This is a genomic window from Chitinivorax sp. B, from assembly GCF_005503445.1.
GTDB lineage: Bacteria > Pseudomonadota > Gammaproteobacteria > Burkholderiales > SCOH01 > Chitinivorax.
Genome location: NZ_SCOH01000001.1, coordinates 282,118 through 299,553, shown reverse-complemented (window position 1 = coordinate 299,553; position 17,436 = coordinate 282,118). Strand labels below are relative to the sequence as shown.

Here is a 17,436-nt window from a genome sequence, read left to right as displayed (position 1 = left end):
GTGAAAGTACGCTTTTAGCATAAATCAGCTGGGGATTTTGGGCGCTTTCCCCAATTTGGCGATTCATCGCGAGCCTAACTTCCATGCCAAATGAAAGTTCGATCCCGCCCTAGGGCTTACCTACCCATACAATGCGCTTAATTTGCGATACCACAACGCTTGCACAGTAGAATGATGCTTTGCGCCCATATCATGATTGCGCACCCTTATTCATCCTGAAGTGAATTCAATTCCTATGTCGTCGATTACCCTATCCAGCCCTGCGGGCAGTTTCACCGCCGATAGTCTCTATGTGGGCTTGGCACTACGTCATGTCGTGATTCACCATTTGCAAAGCGGCATCGAACCGCCGGAATGGCTGGCTGATTATCGTGAAGAACTATATCTGAGCAGTTGGAACGACAAGCAAAAGTCTTTTTTCCTGACAGAAGATGACGATTTCGAACTGGACAGCAACACCAAACGCCGCCAACTGCTGAGCAAGATCCTCATCGCTGCAAAATCGGCATTGTCCAATATGGATGGTGCGGCCTTTCTCAACTATCTTGCAACGCCAATGGAATTTGATGATATCTATCAAGGCATCGTCGGTGAGGTAGACCAATACTTCATTCAGCCAGTACAAACGGATACCACCCGTGTAAGCGAAGTGGTATTCAAGGTAGAAGAAATTCTCAGCCAGATCATTCAGCAATTAAGCTGAATATTTTAGGTAGAAGTGGTAAACGATAAAGTCCCGCATACCTAGCATAGATTTGGTATGCAGCGGTCTCCCCTATTTGGTCATACTCCTGACACCCTTTGCAGATCATCCTCTATGACTGGTTTCCACTGCGCCACTTGTGGTCAATATCATGACGAATTCCCCATGTGTTTCGGTCCCAGTGCGCCGGAGCTGTGGTACAGGCTTCCACCCGAAGAACGGGAAGCACGCGCCCTGCTGTCTTCTGATCAATGCATGATTGATGAGCAGCATTTCTTTGTGCTGGGCCGTATCCTGATTCCGGTTATCGATAGCCCGGAGCCCTTTGTTTGGTTGGCCTGGGTATCTCTAAGTGACCACAATTTCCATCGAGTATGTGAGCTATGGGAAACGGAAGGACGCGAACAGGAACCGCCCTACTTTGGGTGGCTACAAAGCGCACTACCGTACACAACACCAACACTCAGCCTGAAAACACATCTGCACACCATGCCGTTGGGAGAACGCCCGTTGATCGAACTGGAATTGACCGATCACCCCCTGGCCCAGGATCAACACCGGGGTATCACATTGGCACGTGCCCAGCAGATGGCTGAAGCGGTATTACATGGACAACGGATATGACCATCACCATTGTTACTGTAGAAGACCCACACCATCCAGACCTTGATCGTTGCGATGGCGGCTTTTGGGTCACCGAGACCCTGCAGCCCAACGTCACGGATGGTAAATTGGGGTATGTAGTGATACCTATCGACTCGCCCTATGAAAAACGCTATGCCGATGTGGATGATGAAAACGACAACGATGAGCCATCGGACGCCCGCTTCCTAGCTTATGTGAACGGCAAAGTGGCTGGCCAGTTATCCCTGTCCCGACATTGGAATGGTTTTGCCTGCATTGACGACATCGTAGTAGACAAGGCTTTTCGACGTTTTGGTGTGGGACGCCACTTGGTGTCACTGGCCATCGAGTGGTCACGGCAACAGGGCCTACCCGGTGTCACACTGGAAACACAAAGCAATAACGTAGCAGCATGCCGGCTATATGAACGCTGCGGCTTCGTGTTGAAAGGGTTTGATAGCGGCCTATATCAAGGCCTGAACCCACAAACCAGTGAAATTGCGCTGTTCTGGTATTGGCAAGCCCCTGATAACCTGTCGTCACCAAACCTGTGAACGGTTGATCACTCGCAACTGGTGGCACAACAAATGCCCAAGACGGACGCTACGATATTGCTCAAACCAACTGCACTGCCCATAGTTGCAGCACCGTGATCATGAAATTTGATGGTAAAGAATATGTCCCGGTGCAATGTCAATTGGCGAGCATTGAGGGCAACACGGGACAAAAGAAGATTATTCCCTGCCAGCCATGATCACACCAGCTGTTTCATGCCCATCAACAAAACGGGCCTGCATGTTCTAACATTGCAGGCCCATGTTTTACTGTCAAAGACAGATGCGAATCAACGCTTGCCCATCATTTCCCCAAGTTGAACCGCCTTGGCGGCTGTCCAATCCTTGTTGAAGATCAGTGTGTCTTTGGGAAATAGCAAGATCACTGTTGATCCCAACAGGAAACGGCCCATCTCCTCGCCTTTCTTCAGAACGATTTGCTGGTCGTCATAGCGCCATTCACGCACATCTTTGGTACGAGGTGGATTGACGACACCGTGCCAGACGGTGGCCATGCTGCCCACAATGGTGGCACCGACCAAGGTCAGTACGAATGGGCCATGCTTACCCTCAAACACACAGACCACCCGCTCATTTCGGGCAAACAGGCCTGGCACGCCACGCGCAGTAGTTGGGTTAACCGAGAACAATGCGCCTGGAACATAGATCATGCGCAACAGACGACCGTCGCAGGGCATGTGAATGCGGTGATAATCACGCGGGCTGAGATAGATAGTTGCAAAACTGCCGTTCTGGAACTGTTCGGCCAGTTTGGCATCCCCCCCCACCAGGGCTTGCGTACTGTAATGATGGCCTTTGGCCTGGAAAATCTGATCCTGTTCGATCGCCCCGAATTGACTGATCGCACCATCCACAGGGCAGACGAAATCCGCTTTGGCCAGAGGACGCACACCGGGTTTCAACGGGCGGGTGAAAAATTCATTGAATGTGGCATAGCTGGCAATGTCAGGATTGGCGGCTTCGGCCATATTGACGCCATAGTGGTCCACGAACCAACGGATGAGACTGGTAGTCCTTTGTCCGCCAAGTCCATTCGCAACCCGTCCTGCGAACGTGGTCAACGCCTGTTTTGGTAAGAAATATTGTGGCAATACTGCCAGGCGATCAGACAAGATACTCACCCGAGTTGAAAGACAATCGGCAATTATAACGTTGCAGCGCACCAAAGCTAAACAGTTCCGGCCGACGAATTGCAGACACGAGCGACCACCTTCGTCAACCAATCCGTCTCTGCAGGGTGCCAAGCGTTGGCAACACACCCCGACGGCAAGCATGGTCAGTGCCTCGACCAACGCCTTCCACCTTCCTATTAAAAAGATTGAATGGAAATTCACTGTGACAGACCTCAATCAGAACAGGGCAACGCAAGTCATCCTGTTTTGACTGCCTGCAAAGCTTTTTCCCAGTATGGAACAGGCCCGAGTTGCTCAGCCATGTAATCGACAAAGGTGCGGATCTTGGCGGACAGGTATTGGCGATTGGAATACACAGCATACAACGTGAAACTTTCCAACTGGTAGTCGGGCATAGCCAGTTCCAGTTTGCCCATGCTGATTTCGTCCGCCAGCAAAAATGCGGGCATATCTGCCAACCCAACCCCGGCCACGGCCGCATGGCAAGCCAGCTCGCCATTGTTGACTTGCAACACGGAGACCACACTCACGGCATGATGACCATCCGGGCCATTAAAATGCCAGATATTGCCGGTGCTGTTATACGCATAAGTAATGCAACGATGCGTTGGCAACTCGTCAGGATGCTGTGGCCGACCATGTTTATCCAGATAGGCAGGTGACGCCACCAGCAACAGTCGAGCCGGACACAACGAACGCGCAATCAAAGTAGGGTGTGGCTGACTGCTGACCCGCAGTGCGACATCGTAACCATCCTCAACCAGGTCCACAATGCGGTCACTCAAATCCACATCCAGTTTCACATCCGGATAGCGAGCCTGATAGCCGGCGATCAACGGCCCCAGGTGCCGCACACCAAATGAGATCGGCGCACTGACCCGAAGTACACCACGCGGACAACTGGTATTGGTGGAAATCAGCGATTCCACCTCATCCAATTCATTCAACATTTCCTGGCAACAACTGAAGTAGGTTTTGCCTGCCTCAGTCAGACTTTGGCTGCGGGTGGTGCGATTCAACAAACGCGCCCCCAGATGATGTTCCAGGTGAGCAACATGCTTGCTGACCAGCGCGGGGGACAGATTCAGTCGATCGGCAGCACGTGCGAAACCACCTAACTCCACAACACTACGAAAAATACGCATGCTGAGCAGTGTGTCCATGATCTCGATTGTCAATGAAATGGAAATAAATAATATCAAATTCCATTATTTATCTATCAATTTGACATGAGTAAAGTAGCACCTGTCGCCGGCAACACTCCGGCGGATTAACTCAATGAATTGATTATTTAAGGAATAGATATCATGAAAGCACTGCGTAACGTTGTCACTACCACTCTGATCGCTGCCGCCTTTGGCTTAACTGCACTGCCTGCCTCTGCCAGTAACGGCGAATATCCGGTCCGCAGCCAAGGCACAGACCAGCAAACCGAAAAACAGAATAATGTAGCAACTCAAGCTCATGCCCAAGCAGCCCAACACGACGCAGTACAATACTGGACCAAGCGCAAGCCTGTCTGATTCACCCCAATCATGCTGCAATCAAAAAACGCCCGCAAATACATCGCGGGCTTTTTTTACTGCTGCGGCTGGGCACGGAAACGAGGCCGGCGACCAACCTCTGTGTCGATGGTCGTTAATTGACCATTCCGGACAACACCCAATGCGACCCGCCGTCCTGGCTGAATGGCTGCAATACGGTTGATCGCCTCCGGCACGTCACCAATTGGCTGGTTGGCAACCGCTACCAGTACATCTCCTGGCAAGATGCCCGCTTCGTGAGCCGGGCCATTGCGCACTACGCCATTTACCAACACCCCCCGCTTGACCGGTAATTTGAAGGATGCGATCAGATCAGGGGTGACAGGCTGCATTTCGATGCCTATCCAGCCACGAATCACACTGCCGGTACGGATGATCTGCTCCATGATCTCCTTGACGGAATTGCCGGGGATGGCAAAGCCGATTCCCATTGAGCCACCAGATCGCGAATAAATCGCGGTATTGATGCCGACCAGGCTCCCCGCCATGTCTACCAATGCACCACCAGAGTTCCCCGGATTAATTGCAGCATCGGTCTGAATGAAGTTTTCAAAGGTATTGATCCCAAGTTGCGTACGGCCCAATGCGCTGACGATACCTGCCGTCACAGTCTGGCCAACGCCAAACGGATTCCCGATGGCCAGCACCACATCCCCAACTGACAGTTGGTCAGAATTCGCCAACGTAGCGGCCGGCAACCTAGGCAGATTGACCTTGATCACGGCCAGATCCGACTCCGGATCAGAGCCCACCACCTGCGCGCTGGCCGTGCGCCCATCTGCCAGCGCCACCTCAATCTCATCTGCCGATTGCACAACATGATTGTTGGTAATGATATAACCTTCTGTACTGACAATCACGCCAGAGCCCAAGCTGGATGCCCGTTGGGATACCATGCCCCGGTCACCGAAGAATTCGCGGAAAGTCGGGTCATTGAACATCGGGTGACGTGGCACCTTCACCTGTTTGCTGGTATAAATGTTCACTACCGAAGGCTGGGCCTTGGCTGCTGCAGTACGATACGATACCGGACCGGCAGCCGGCAGGCTGACGGGTATCGGTTGTGCCACTTCACGCACTGTCACCACTTTTTGTGGCGGCTGTCCCCGTCCCACCCATTCCGGCTTGATCAACGACACGGCAAACCACACGCCCATGGCAGCTGTCGCACTTTGGGCAAAAACCAACCACAATCTTTTCAACATGCTGGACTAATCCAAAACTTTCATTGGCATACCATGCCGTTCACGATACTGCCGGGGGCTTAGGCCCGTCAGTTGCCGAAACTGGCGTGACAATGCACTTTGATCAAAAAAACCACAAGCCAAGGCGATATCCGCAATTTTCTCACGCCCCTGTCGCAATCGGGTGGCGGCCGCATCAATTCGACATTTCAACAGAAATTGCCCTGCAGACAGCTGAAACACCTTTTTCATCCGCCGCTCAAACTGCGCCACACTCAACCCTGCCTGCTCCGCCAACGACTCCATCCGCAAAGGCTCGGCAAAATGGGTATGGATGTAATCCACCGTGGCCGCAAAGGGTGCATCGATCATGCCCGCCCGGCTGGGCTCCTGCAGATCACGTGACAGACAAGCCAAACCGATCACCCCGCCATAGCGGTCATGTAAAGGCACCTTGTTGGTCAGGCACCAGCCCGGCTTGCCATCGGCCAACAACGTCAAGTCCAGATTATCCAGCACCGGCTGACCCGTGCTGAACAATTCGGCATCCTGGGCTTCATATCGTGCGGCCATCTCAACCGGGAACAACTGGCGAGCCGTACAGCCAATGGCCTCCAGCCGGTTGCTCAAGCCACAACGTTCCGCACAGGCATCTGAAATATAAACATAGCGCCCAGCCCGATCCTTGATGGAAAAGACGATGTCCGGCATGCGGTCGAACAGCGCTTCCAGAAACATCGGCGAGGCCAATTGGGTCAGAAAACCCTGTCGCCACGCTATCAGTCGCTCGGTGTCAGTCTCTGCAACAGGAAGGCGTGGCGGCATTTTGCGGATTTGTCCCATTTTGGCGTGGCAATCTTACAAGACGGCATAGTCCGTGATTCCTAGAATAAGCTGATTCCATCATCGAAAGTGGATCATGGCAAAACATATCAGGGTGATCGATTCCCATACCGGCGGCGAACCCACCCGTGTCATCGTCGACGGTGGACCTGACCTGGGTGCCGGCCCCCTGGCAACCCAACGTGAACGGTTTCAGCAATCGTTCGACCATTTTCGGTCCGCCGTAGTCAATGAACCACGTGGCAGTGAGGTATTTGTGGGCGCCTTATTGGGCAAACCCAGCAACCCATTATGCACAGCCAGCGTCATCTTTTTCAATAATGTGGGCTACCTGGGCATGTGTGGCCACGGCACCATTGGCGTCGTGATGACCCTCGCCCATCTGGGGCGTATCCAACCCGGCCTGATCCGCCTGGAAACACCAGTGGGAGAAGTGGAAGCAGAATGGCTGGGTGGTAATCGGGTACGTATTCGCAATGTACCCAGTTACCGGCTGGCCGCCAATGTGCCATTGGCCGTACCTAGCCATGGCGTGGTTCATGGTGATATCGCCTGGGGTGGCAACTGGTTCTTTCTGGTCGATGACCATGGCCTGGCAATCGATCGCGCCAATGTTCCGGCCTTGATGTCACTATCCAGCCGCATTCGCCATGCCTTGCAGGACCAGCACATGACGGCGAATGGTGCCGAGATCGACCACATCGAGCTAATTGGCCCCAGCCCCAAACCCGAGGTCAACGCCCGCAATTTCGTATTGTGCCCGGGCATGGCTTACGACCGATCCCCCTGTGGCACAGGTACCAGTGCCAAGCTGGCCTGCTTGCACGCTGATGGCAAACTGGCATTAGGCGACAGCTGGATTCAGGAAAGTGTGATCGGCAGCCGCTTTGAGGGTTGCTTGCAACAGCATGGCGACACCGTTTATCCGTATATTACCGGGACCGCTTATGTGAATGCGGATACCACACTGATCATCGCCGGAGATGACCCATTTGCCTGGGGTATTCACGACTGATGGACTGTGACATCCTGATCATCGGCGCGGGCATCATTGGTGCCGCATTGGCCGCCGAGCTGAGCCTGCGCCGTTACCGGGTGGTGGTACTGGAAGCCGGCCTGCCCGGTGCGGCCACCTCTGCCGCCGGCATGGGGCATTTAGTGGTGTTGGATGACAACCCTGCTGAGCTCGCGTTGGCCCGCGATGGTGTCACCCGGTGGCAATCCTGTCAGGATCGTTTACCGACAAATGTCGAATATCGCACCTGTGGCACGCTCTGGCTGGCGCGCACCCGCGAAGAAATGCTGGAGGCCGAACGCAAGCATACGTTTTACCGTGCCATCAATCTGCCAAGCCAGTTACTGACCGCCGCCGCACTATATGCCACTGAGCCGCATCTGGCGCCCGGCCTGGCGGGGGCTTTGTTACGCCCCGACGAAGCGGTGATCTACCCGCCAACTGCCGTGACCTGGCTATTGGCGCAGGCCCAAAGTCGCGGCACTGCAGTGCTGAGCCGACAACGTGTGATAGACATCGCACCCAATCGGGTACGCACCGCCGAAGGCCGTATCTGGCACGCAGAACAGATCGTTGTGGCAGCAGGGAATGTCTCGCCACACCTATTGCCGGGCTTGCCCATGCAACCGCGCAAAGGCCAGTTGGTGATCACCGAACGGTATCCAGATTATGTACGGCACCAGCTGGTCGCACTGGACTATCTGCAATCCGCCCACAGCAACACAGCGAATTCGGTGGCATTCAATGTGCAACCCCGTGCCACCGGTCAATTACTGATCGGATCATCACGTAGTTTCGATGACACGGGTACACAGGTGGACTGGCCCCTGATATCACGCATGTTGACCACTGCTTTCAGCTACCTGCCCGGCCTCGCCGAGCTGCAAGCCATTCGTACCTGGACCGGCTTTCGTCCGGCCACACCGGACAAACTGCCCTTACTGGGTCGCTGGCCAGTGGCAGAATCGATCTGGCTGGCCACCGGCCATGAAGGGCTGGGCATCACCACCGCACTATCGTCCGCTGCACTGTTGGCGGACTTGATCGACGGTCAGCCTTCACAAATCGACCCAGCCCCCTATTGCCCCAGTCGATTTGTACCCGCGTCAACCCAACGCAAGGAGATGGCATGAAATTCCACCTGATCATCAATGGGCGGACAACCGAACTGGAGTGCCCCAACCCACCGACCGTTGCAGCAGCCCTGGCCATGGCTAACTTTACGCCATTTCGCCACTCCCCCAAACAACATACGCCACGTTTGCCTGTATGTGGCATGGGCGCCTGTTTTGAATGCCGCGTCACCATCAACGGTCGCGCCCATCAACGGGCCTGCCAGGTCATTGCAGAAGACGGGATGGAAATCTACACCTATGCGTGAGTATGTTGCTGATGTCGCCATCCTCGGTGCGGGCCCTGCCGGTTTGGCGGCAGCACGGGAAATTCAACGAGCAGGTAAGACCGGATTGATCATTGATGACCAGCCCAACGCGGGTGGTCAGATCTGGCGGGGTGGGCCGGCCCAGGCCGATACAGCCCGCTCAAGGCATGCGTTGGCCATCCTGTCGGCCGACGGTGTGTACTATTTGCCGCGACACCAACTGGTCGCAGCGATGTCACCTTACCACTTATTGTTGGAAGGCCCACATAGCGCTGCCCACGTCCACACCCGGCAATTGATCCTGGCGACTGGTGCCCGCGAACGACTATTGCCCTTTCCCGGCTGGACCTTACCCGGTGTGACCGGCGCGGGGGGCCTGCAAGCCTTGAACAAAGGCGGCTGGCCACTGGCTGGCAAGCGTGTGGTACTGGCTGGCAGTGGCCCGTTGCTGTTGGCAACCGCTGCAACCTTGCGCCGCGCCGGTGCCAAACTCAGCCACGTACTGGAACAAACCAGCTTCCATCAGCTGGCACGCTTCACCAATCACCTGCTGGATACCCCCAGCAAACTTTGGCAAGCGATACCATTGGGTCTGCCATTATTGGGTCGTTACCACCCAAGCAGTCATGTACTGGCCGCCCATGGGCAAGACCGCCTGGAAACGGTGTTGGTTCAGCAAGGGGCTCGTCAAGTGACCATTCCCTGTGACTATCTGGCTGTTGGCTTTGGCTTGATCCCGAATACTGAAGCCGCCAACCTCATCGGCTGCCAGCTTGCCGGGCAATTCGTCGCGACTGATTACAAGCAGCGCACCAGCGTGCCTGATGTGTTTGCAGCCGGCGAGATCACCGGAATTGGCGGTGCCGACAAGGCAATCATTGAGGGGCGTATTGCAGCACGCACCGCACTTAACCTCCCCATTCCCGGCTCATTGATCCGTCAACGGTTGATTCAGCAGCATTTTGTCCAGCAACTGGCTACCTGTTTTGCCTTGAACCCAGCTCTGCTGACCTTGGCCAAGCCCGATACACTGATGTGCCGGTGCGAAGACGTCCCGTTGAGCGAACTGATGCCCTACACCAGTTGGCGCGATGCCAAGCTGCAAACCCGTTGTGGCATGGGTGCCTGCCAAGGCCGGACTTGCGGCCCCATCTGCCACAGTGTACTGGGCTGGGAGACCAACAGCCAACGCCCCCCGATTTTTCCCGCCAGACTATCCACCTTGGCCAGTCTGGAAGACCGACCACGCCAACCACAACCGCATCAAGAAGGAGCATCATGAGCCTCACCTTCAAGGGTGTCATGCCCGCCATCACCACCCCGTTCAACGCCGATTTCAGCATTGACCATGTCTTGCTGGTGGAACATGCCCGCTGGCAGGTCAAAGCCGGGTGTACCGCACTGATCCCTTGTGGATCACTAGGTGAAAGTGCCACGCTTGGTTTCGATGAAAAAGTGGCCGTCATCCGTACACTGGCCAACCGGATGGATATTCCCATCATCCCCGGCATTGCGGCACTATCAACTGAAGAAGCCATCAAGCTGGCCCAAGCTGCTGAAGCTGAAGGTGCCAAAGGATTGATGGTGCTGCCGCCCTACGTCTACAGTACCGATTGGCGTGAAATGAAGGCCCACATAGCGGCAGTGATCCAGGCTACCCGATTACCCTGCATCATTTACAACAATCCGGTGGCCTACCGAACTGACTTTCAGCCGCCACACATCATGGAATTAGCCAATGAGTTCGACAATGTCGTGGCGGTGAAGGAATCCTCCACCGACGCGCGACGCGTCACTGCCATCAAGGCGCTGGCCGGAGACCGTCTTGCGCTGGGCGTTGGGGTGGATGACTGCCTGGTGGAAGGTGTCGCGGCCGGTGCTCAATTCTGGATTGCCGGCCTGGTGAATGCCTTCCCGCAGGAATCGGTGAAACTGTATGATCTGGCCATGGCCGGTCAGTGGGACGAAGCCGCCAAGCTGTATGCCTGGTTCCTGCCGCTATTACGGTTGGACACCGTGCCCAAGTTCGTGCAATTGATCAAACTGACTCAGGAACGACTAGGTTGGGGCAACAGCCGTGTTCGCGCCCCGCGCCTACCTCTGGTTGGTGATGAACTGGCCGCCGCCCAGGCCGTGATTGAGACAGCATTGCAGAATCGTCCCATTTAAGTATCACTACCGATAGCCGAACCAGGTTCTGTTGACTTGGTTTCATGGTTCGTGCCGGCCCCTGAAACCATGTCGACAAAACCCATGCCAAGCAGACAATGCCGCTTGGCACCCAACACATCAGAAAGCCCTCAATATGACTGACTTGCAAGGCCGTTCGCTGATCGGCTCACAATTTGGCGGTACCACAGGTGCCGAATTCCGGGCACTCGACCCGGCCACTGGTGAACGGTTGCAACCGGCCTTTCACACTGCAATGCCAGATGAGATCGATCAGGCAGCGCGCCTTGCAGAGCAGGCGTTTGAGCAATATGCACATAGCAGCGGCGCCACCCGTGCCAATCTACTAAGGCGTATCGCCGAAGGCCTCGAAACCCAGGCTGACCAGCTGGCACAACGTATGCCACAAGAGACTGGCCTGCCTGAAGCCCGTGCCCGCGGTGAGCTGGCCCGCACCTGCGGTCAATTGCGATTGTTTGCAGATGTCGCTGAACAAGGACACTGGGTCGATGCCCGCATCGACCACGCAGACCCAGCCAGACAACCACAACCCAAGCCCGATTTGCGATCCATGTGGCTGCCTCTAGGGCCTGTTGCAGTGTTTGGTGCAAGCAATTTCCCGTTGGCCTTTTCGGTAGCAGGCGGTGACACCGCTGCGGCCTTGGCTGCGGGGTGCCCGGTCGTGGTCAAGGCACATTCCGCTCATCCCGGCGTATCGGAAATCGTCGGTCGAGTAATACAAGCAGCGGTGCAAACGGAAGGTTTGCCCGAAGGTGTCTTCTCACTGCTGTTTGGCGATGGTGGTACGGTAGGGGCCGCTCTGGTACAGCACCCTGCCATGCAGGCTGTCGGTTTCACTGGTTCGTTCAATGGTGGCAAAGCGTTGATGGAACTGGCCGCTGCTCGCCCACAACCCATCCCGGTCTACGCCGAAATGGGTAGTCTGAATCCGGTGGTACTGCTACCTGGTGCATTGGATACTCGCGCCGATGAATTGGCTCGCGGCCTAGCCGGTTCCATGACGATGGGTGCCGGCCAGTTTTGCACTTGCCCCAGCCTGATCTTGGCCATCGACAGCCCAGCACTGGATCAATTCCTGCAAACCCTGCAGACAGTACTGAGCGATACCCAGCCAGGTGTCATGCTCAATCCGGGCATTGCCCGTTCCTATCATGCTGGCATCCGCATGCAGACCCATCTCGACGGTGTCGAGGTACGGCTGGGTGATACGGGAGAAGGCTGCAAAGCCAGCCCAGCTTTGCTGGTGACCGACGCCAACAATTGGTGCAAGCAGCCATTGTTACGCGAAGAGGTGTTCGGCCCGTCCACTCTGGTGGTTCGCTGCGCCAATCCGTCAGCACTACTGCAAGCAACAGCGGCACTTGAAGGTCAACTGACCGCCACACTACATGGCACCGCCGACGAACTGGCCGCATGGCCGGCCTTAGTCAACCTATTGCGACGCAAAGCGGGTCGACTGCTGTTTGGCGGCTTTCCAACGGGGGTTGAGGTCAGCCATGCCATGGTTCACGGTGGCCCCTTCCCAGCCTCATCCGATGGCCGCAGCACATCAGTCGGCAGTCTGGCCATTCACCGTTTTGCACGGGTTGCTTGCTATCAGAACTTTCCGCAAAACCTGCTGCCCGCCACCTTGCAGGATCACAATCCACTGGGTGTATGGCGGTTGGTTGACGGGCATTACCATCGCTGACCCGCAAAGAAGATGACAGCGAGCGACGCAACCAAGATAACCTACCATCCGGTCATTGGGACAGCATCCGCTACCCGGCCGATTTCTACTGATCCAGCTCAGGCAGCACGTGCTCACCGTACTGTCTGATACCAGCAGCCAACCTTCCATCAGGATGTATTACCATGTTCAACCGCGAAACCTATCAACAACGCCGTGCCGCACTGGTACGTCAGACAGGCAAAGGCCTGCTGGTCTTGCCTGGTAATGGCGACAGCCCCAGCAACTACACCGATAACATCCTTCCCTTCCGTCAAGACAGCAGCTTTCTGTATTTCTTCGGGCTGGATCTGCCGGATTTGGTTGGCGTCATCGATCTGGAGAGCGGTGAAGCAACCCTGTATGGCGATGACCCTGGCCTGGATGCCATCGTCTGGACTGGCCCTCTGCCAACGCTGGCAGCACAGGCTGACGGGGTAGGCGTTACGCACAGTGCGCCACTCAGTCAATTGCCAGATCGGCTGCGCACAGCCCGACAGACAGGCCGCACACTGCATCTATTGCCTCAATACCGTCCGCAAAATCGTATTCGCTTGGCGGACTGGCTGGGAATCAATCTACGGGAAGTTGACGTGCTCACCAGCCCCGATGTCACACGTGCCGTCATCCAACTGCGCGCCGTGAAATCCCTTGAAGAAATTGCTGAAATCGAAAACGCGCTGGCCATCACCAAGCAAATGCATCTGACTGCAATGCGCATGGCTCAGCCTGGTGTTACCGAACAGTCGATCGCCGGGGCTATTGAAGGATTGGCTTGGGCACATGGCCGCCGGCAGTCCTACGCCCCGATTCTCAGCAAACGCGGCGAAGTATTGCATAACCACCATCACGACAACACGCTGGTTGCTGGTGATCTGCTGCTCAACGACAGCGGGGCCGAAAGCCCATTGCACTATGCCAGCGATATCACTCGTACCATCCCGGTTGGCGGCCGCTTCAATGATCGCCAACGCGCCATCTATCAGACTGTGCTGGATTCACAGCTTGCCGCCATTGCTGCCTTGAAGCCCGGCGTGCCTTATCTGGACATTTATGAGCTTTCAGCGCGGGTATTGATCGAAGGACTGAAACCATTGGGCCTGTTCAAAGGCGATACAGATGAAATCATCCATAGTGGCGCATTCGCGCTGATCTTCCCACATGGCCTGGGCCACATGCTGGGGTTGGATGTGCACGATATGGAAGCATTGAACGAAGACTGGGTCGGTTACGGCGAAGGTTACCAACGCAGCCACGACTTTGGTCGCAAATCGCTGCGGCTGGCCCGTCCGGTTCAAGCTGGCTGGGTAGTCACTGTGGAGCCAGGTATTTACTTCATTCCGACATTGATTGATCGGTGGCAGGCCGAGGACAAATTCACTCACTTGATCAACTATGCGCGTTTTGCTGACTTTCGTGATTTCGGCGGTGTCCGTATTGAGGACGACATCTTGATCACATCGGACGGCGCACGAGTATTGGGTGACCCCATTGCCAAGTCAATTGCCGAAGTGGAAGCCTGTGTAGGTCATTGACCATCGTAACTTGGAGCAGCCCATGCCGTCAGCCATGGGCTTTTTTGTTGTATGAGGGACGATACATCAGCCTCAGAAGCCGATCGGATATGCGACAATCAACACTAATCCATCTTCGAGATCACCCCCATGATTACCCGCCAGGAACTCGACCGTCATCTGCAACAAATTCTGGAAGTCGCACGCTTCAAGGACTATGCCCCCAATGGCCTGCAAGTGGAGGGCCGTGAACAGATCGAAACCATCGTTACCGGGGTCACCGCCAATCGCGCCTTGATTGAAGCTGCCCTGGACCTGAAAGCGGACGCGATTTTGGTACACCATGGTTTTTTCTGGAAGAACGAAGATGCGAGAGTGGTCGGCCTCAAACGCCAGCGTCTTGGGATGATGCTGAGCAACAACCTCAACCTGTTTGGGTATCACCTGCCGCTGGATGCGCATCCAACACTCGGCAACAACGCCCAGTTGGCGCACAAGCTAGGACTGATTGCGGACGGCACCTTTGGCGACCAGAATCTAGGGGTGATTGGCGTACTCTCAGACACACTCCCGTTATCGATTCTGGCTGATCACATTGCCCAGCAATTGGGTCGCGTACCGCAAATCATTGGGGACATGACCAAACCGATTCGCCGGATTGGCTGGTGTACGGGTGGAGCCCAAGGTTATTTCAGCGATGCCATTGCACAAGGCATCGATGCCTATATCACGGGCGAGATCTCGGAACCGGTTGTCCATACCGCCCGCGAAGCCGACATTGCCTTCATTGCTGCCGGTCACCATGCCACCGAACGTTATGGCATCGAGGCATTGGGCCGCTATCTGGCAGGTGAATTCGAATTGACGCATCATTTTGTGGACATCGACAGTCCGGTTTGAGTCGAGTAGATCGCCAGCCCAAGCCTGATCCAGATCAAACCCGGTGCCTTTCATTCCCCGTGATATCGGTCTGAAGGCTGCGTCGGGTTTTACCCACTATACGATATCGGGTAAAATCGGATGGTTTAGGGTTTCGGTGGCGTTAGTTTTGCCATCACATCTGCGCAGCAGGTTGGCATTGCCAGCGGAGCGTTCTGGTCAGCGGCCAGATCTGATCGCAAAATTAACGTCAACAAACCCAGGGTTATGGTTTCCAAAATAACAGGGATCAACGATGAGCGATACTCAAGTCGATAACAGCAAACGCCGCTTCCTCGTTGCGGCTACCGGCGCAGCCGGGGCCGTCGCAGTCGGTGGCGTGGCGACGCCGTTCGTGCTGACTTTCGCGCCAAGTGAACGTGCCAAAGCCGCTGGTGCACCGGTGGAAGTGGACATCAGCAAGCTCGAATCCGGGCAGAAAATCAATGTGGAATGGCGTGGTAAACCAGTGTGGATTGTCTCCCGCACCAAAGAACAGCTCGCCAATCTGACCAAGCTCGATGACAAGCTCGCCGATCCCAAGTCGGAAGCCGATCAACAGCCTGAATATGCAAAAAACGCCAGCCGTGCCATCAAGCCGGAAATATGGATTGCCGTCGGGATTTGTACCCACCTCGGCTGTTCGCCAACCCACCGTCCCGATCTGGCTCCCGCCGATCTCGGTGCAGACTGGCTGGGCGGTTTCTACTGCCCCTGTCATGGTTCCAAGTTCGACTTGGCCGGGCGCGTGTACAAAGGGGTACCTGCGCCGACCAATCTCATCGTCCCACCACACAAATACCTCAGCGACACCCGTGTGCTGATCGGTGACGACAAATAATCAGGGAGCCTTCAGATGACAACATCCAACAAGGTAATGAATTGGATCGACGAGCGGTTTCCGCTGACCTCCACTTGGAAGGCGCACGTATCCGAATATTACGCCCCGAAGAACTTCAACTTCTGGTACTTCTTCGGTTCGCTGGCATTGCTGGTTCTGGTCATCCAGATCGTCACCGGCATTTTCCTGACGATGAACTACAAGCCAGATGCCGGCCTCGCATTTGCCTCTGTTGAATACATCATGCGTGATGTATCCGGTGGCTGGATCATCCGCTACATGCACTCTACGGGCGCCTCGATGTTCTTCGTGGTGGTTTATCTGCACATGTTCCGTGGCCTGCTGTACGGTTCGTTCCGCCAACCACGCGAACTCGTGTGGATCTTCGGCATGCTGATCTTCCTGTGCCTGATGGCAGAAGCCTTCCTTGGCTACCTGTTGCCGTGGGGTCAGATGTCGTTCTGGGGGGCGCAGGTGATTGTCAACCTGTTTGCATCAATCCCTGTGATTGGCCCGGACTTGGCAGTCTTCATTCGTGGGGACTTCGTCGTCTCCGATGCCACATTGAACCGCTTCTTCGCCCTGCATGTCATTGCCGTACCATTGGTATTGCTGTTGTTGATCGTGGCCCACTTGGTTGCGTTGCATGAAGTCGGCTCCAACAACCCTGACGGCATTGAGATCAAGAAGCACAAAGATCCGAAGACAGGCATTCCGCTGGATGGCATACCGTTCCATCCCTATTACACCGTCAAGGATATCTTCGGTGTAGCCGTTTTCCTGATCGTGTTCAGTGCTGTCGTCTTCTTCATGCCAACCATGGGTGGCTACTTCTTGGAAGATAACAACTTCATCCCAGCCGATCCATTGAAGACCCCGCCGCACATTGCACCTGTTTGGTATTTCACCCCATTCTATGCGATTTTGCGCGCTGTACCATCCTTCCTGGGTACCCAGGTATGGGGCGTACTGGCGATGGGTGCTGCCGTGGTGATCATCGCCTTCCTGCCTTGGCTGGATCGCAGTCCGGTGAAGTCGATCCGCTATCGCGGTCCGAAGTTCAAGATCGCACTGGCATTGTTCGTGGTTGCTTTCGTCGGTTTGGGTATTCTCGGTGCATTGCCATCAACCGATACCCGAACGCTGATTGCACAGGTTCTGTCTTTCGTCTATTTCGGTTTCTTCCTGCTGATGCCGTGGTACACCAAGACTGATTCGACCAAGCCTGTTCCAACCCGCGTCACAGGCTAAGGGAGCACAACA

At 55.4% G+C, this 17,436-nt stretch carries 18 protein-coding genes; 14 read left to right on the top strand and 4 right to left on the bottom strand.

Features of this window, described 5'->3' with window-relative positions:
• The first annotated feature begins 235 nt into the window (after window positions 1-235).
• Genes FFS57_RS01420 through FFS57_RS01410 form a run of 3 tightly spaced genes read left to right on the top strand, consistent with a single transcriptional unit; the run spans window position 236 to window position 1,881 of the window.
• Complete coding sequence (locus FFS57_RS01420; protein WP_137935948.1) at window positions 236-703, top strand: hypothetical protein; 468 nt, start codon at window positions 236-238, stop codon at window positions 701-703.
• Window positions 704-760: 57 nt separating this feature from the next.
• Window positions 761-1,327, top strand: coding sequence for a DUF2199 domain-containing protein (locus FFS57_RS01415; protein ID WP_349306711.1), 567 nt, complete (start codon window positions 761-763; stop codon window positions 1,325-1,327).
• A complete protein-coding gene (locus FFS57_RS01410; protein ID WP_137935946.1) occupies window positions 1,324-1,881 on the top strand; it encodes a GNAT family N-acetyltransferase in 558 nt (185 codons plus the stop codon). The genes FFS57_RS01415 and FFS57_RS01410 overlap by 4 nt, the downstream gene beginning before the upstream one ends.
• Window positions 1,882-2,171: 290 nt before the next feature.
• Here the strand turns inward: FFS57_RS01410 and asd are convergent, their stop codons facing one another.
• Both asd and FFS57_RS01400 read right to left on the bottom strand, forming a co-directional pair.
• The gene (asd, locus tag FFS57_RS01405) at window positions 2,172-3,014 is read right to left on the bottom strand and encodes an archaetidylserine decarboxylase (RefSeq protein WP_137935945.1); all 843 of its coding nucleotides are present in this window, start codon (window positions 3,012-3,014) and stop codon (window positions 2,172-2,174) included.
• A 257-nt stretch (window positions 3,015-3,271) separates the two neighbouring features.
• Complete coding sequence (locus FFS57_RS01400) at window positions 3,272-4,198, bottom strand: LysR family transcriptional regulator (RefSeq protein WP_137935944.1); 927 nt, start codon at window positions 4,196-4,198, stop codon at window positions 3,272-3,274.
• A 144-nt stretch (window positions 4,199-4,342) separates the two neighbouring features.
• Between FFS57_RS01400 and FFS57_RS01395 the strand changes: the two genes are divergently transcribed.
• A complete protein-coding gene (locus FFS57_RS01395) occupies window positions 4,343-4,558 on the top strand; it encodes a hypothetical protein (RefSeq protein WP_137935943.1) in 216 nt (71 codons plus the stop codon).
• Window positions 4,559-4,614: 56 nt separating this feature from the next.
• On the opposite strand, the gene FFS57_RS01390 is transcribed toward FFS57_RS01395, so the two are convergent.
• Complete coding sequence (locus tag FFS57_RS01390; protein ID WP_137935942.1) at window positions 4,615-5,784, bottom strand: Do family serine endopeptidase; 1,170 nt, start codon at window positions 5,782-5,784, stop codon at window positions 4,615-4,617.
• Between the two features lie 6 nt (window positions 5,785-5,790).
• A complete protein-coding gene (locus FFS57_RS01385) occupies window positions 5,791-6,588 on the bottom strand; it encodes an AraC family transcriptional regulator (RefSeq protein ID WP_137935941.1) in 798 nt (265 codons plus the stop codon).
• Between the two features lie 94 nt (window positions 6,589-6,682).
• On the opposite strand from FFS57_RS01385, the gene FFS57_RS01380 reads away from it, so the two are divergent.
• The 10 genes from FFS57_RS01380 to FFS57_RS01335 all read left to right on the top strand — a co-directional run bounded on the left by FFS57_RS01380 (window position 6,683) and on the right by FFS57_RS01335 (window position 17,424).
• On the top strand, window positions 6,683-7,621 hold the full coding sequence (locus tag FFS57_RS01380; protein ID WP_137935940.1) for a proline racemase family protein: 939 nt from the start codon (window positions 6,683-6,685) through the stop codon (window positions 7,619-7,621).
• Window positions 7,621-8,754, top strand: coding sequence for an NAD(P)/FAD-dependent oxidoreductase (locus FFS57_RS01375; protein ID WP_137935939.1), 1,134 nt, complete (start codon window positions 7,621-7,623; stop codon window positions 8,752-8,754). Before FFS57_RS01380 ends, FFS57_RS01375 begins: the two co-directional genes overlap by 1 nt.
• On the top strand, window positions 8,751-9,002 hold the full coding sequence (locus FFS57_RS01370) for a (2Fe-2S)-binding protein (RefSeq protein WP_137935938.1): 252 nt from the start codon (window positions 8,751-8,753) through the stop codon (window positions 9,000-9,002). Before FFS57_RS01375 ends, FFS57_RS01370 begins: the two co-directional genes overlap by 4 nt.
• The gene (locus tag FFS57_RS01365; RefSeq protein WP_137935937.1) at window positions 8,995-10,284 is read left to right on the top strand and encodes an NAD(P)/FAD-dependent oxidoreductase; all 1,290 of its coding nucleotides are present in this window, start codon (window positions 8,995-8,997) and stop codon (window positions 10,282-10,284) included. The genes FFS57_RS01370 and FFS57_RS01365 overlap by 8 nt, the downstream gene beginning before the upstream one ends.
• Window positions 10,281-11,171, top strand: coding sequence for a dihydrodipicolinate synthase family protein (locus FFS57_RS01360; RefSeq protein WP_137935936.1), 891 nt, complete (start codon window positions 10,281-10,283; stop codon window positions 11,169-11,171). Before FFS57_RS01365 ends, FFS57_RS01360 begins: the two co-directional genes overlap by 4 nt.
• 136 nt (window positions 11,172-11,307) lie before the next feature.
• The gene (locus tag FFS57_RS01355) at window positions 11,308-12,882 is read left to right on the top strand and encodes an aldehyde dehydrogenase (NADP(+)) (protein WP_137935935.1); all 1,575 of its coding nucleotides are present in this window, start codon (window positions 11,308-11,310) and stop codon (window positions 12,880-12,882) included.
• 164 nt (window positions 12,883-13,046) lie between these two features.
• Window positions 13,047-14,435 (top strand): aminopeptidase P family protein, encoded by a 1,389-nt coding sequence (locus tag FFS57_RS01350; protein WP_137935934.1) that lies wholly within the window; start codon window positions 13,047-13,049, stop codon window positions 14,433-14,435.
• A 132-nt stretch (window positions 14,436-14,567) separates the two neighbouring features.
• Window positions 14,568-15,314 carry a Nif3-like dinuclear metal center hexameric protein gene (locus tag FFS57_RS01345; RefSeq protein WP_137935976.1) on the top strand — a complete coding sequence of 249 codons (747 nt, stop codon included), beginning with the start codon at window positions 14,568-14,570 and terminating at the stop codon, window positions 15,312-15,314.
• Window positions 15,315-15,588: 274 nt separating this feature from the next.
• Window positions 15,589-16,173: a ubiquinol-cytochrome c reductase iron-sulfur subunit gene (gene petA, locus FFS57_RS01340; RefSeq protein ID WP_137935933.1), complete on the top strand. Its 585-nt coding sequence runs from the start codon at window positions 15,589-15,591 to the stop codon at window positions 16,171-16,173.
• Between the two features lie 15 nt (window positions 16,174-16,188).
• Window positions 16,189-17,424 (top strand): cytochrome b, encoded by a 1,236-nt coding sequence (locus tag FFS57_RS01335; RefSeq protein ID WP_137935932.1) that lies wholly within the window; start codon window positions 16,189-16,191, stop codon window positions 17,422-17,424.
• Window positions 17,425-17,436 lie beyond the last annotated feature (12 nt).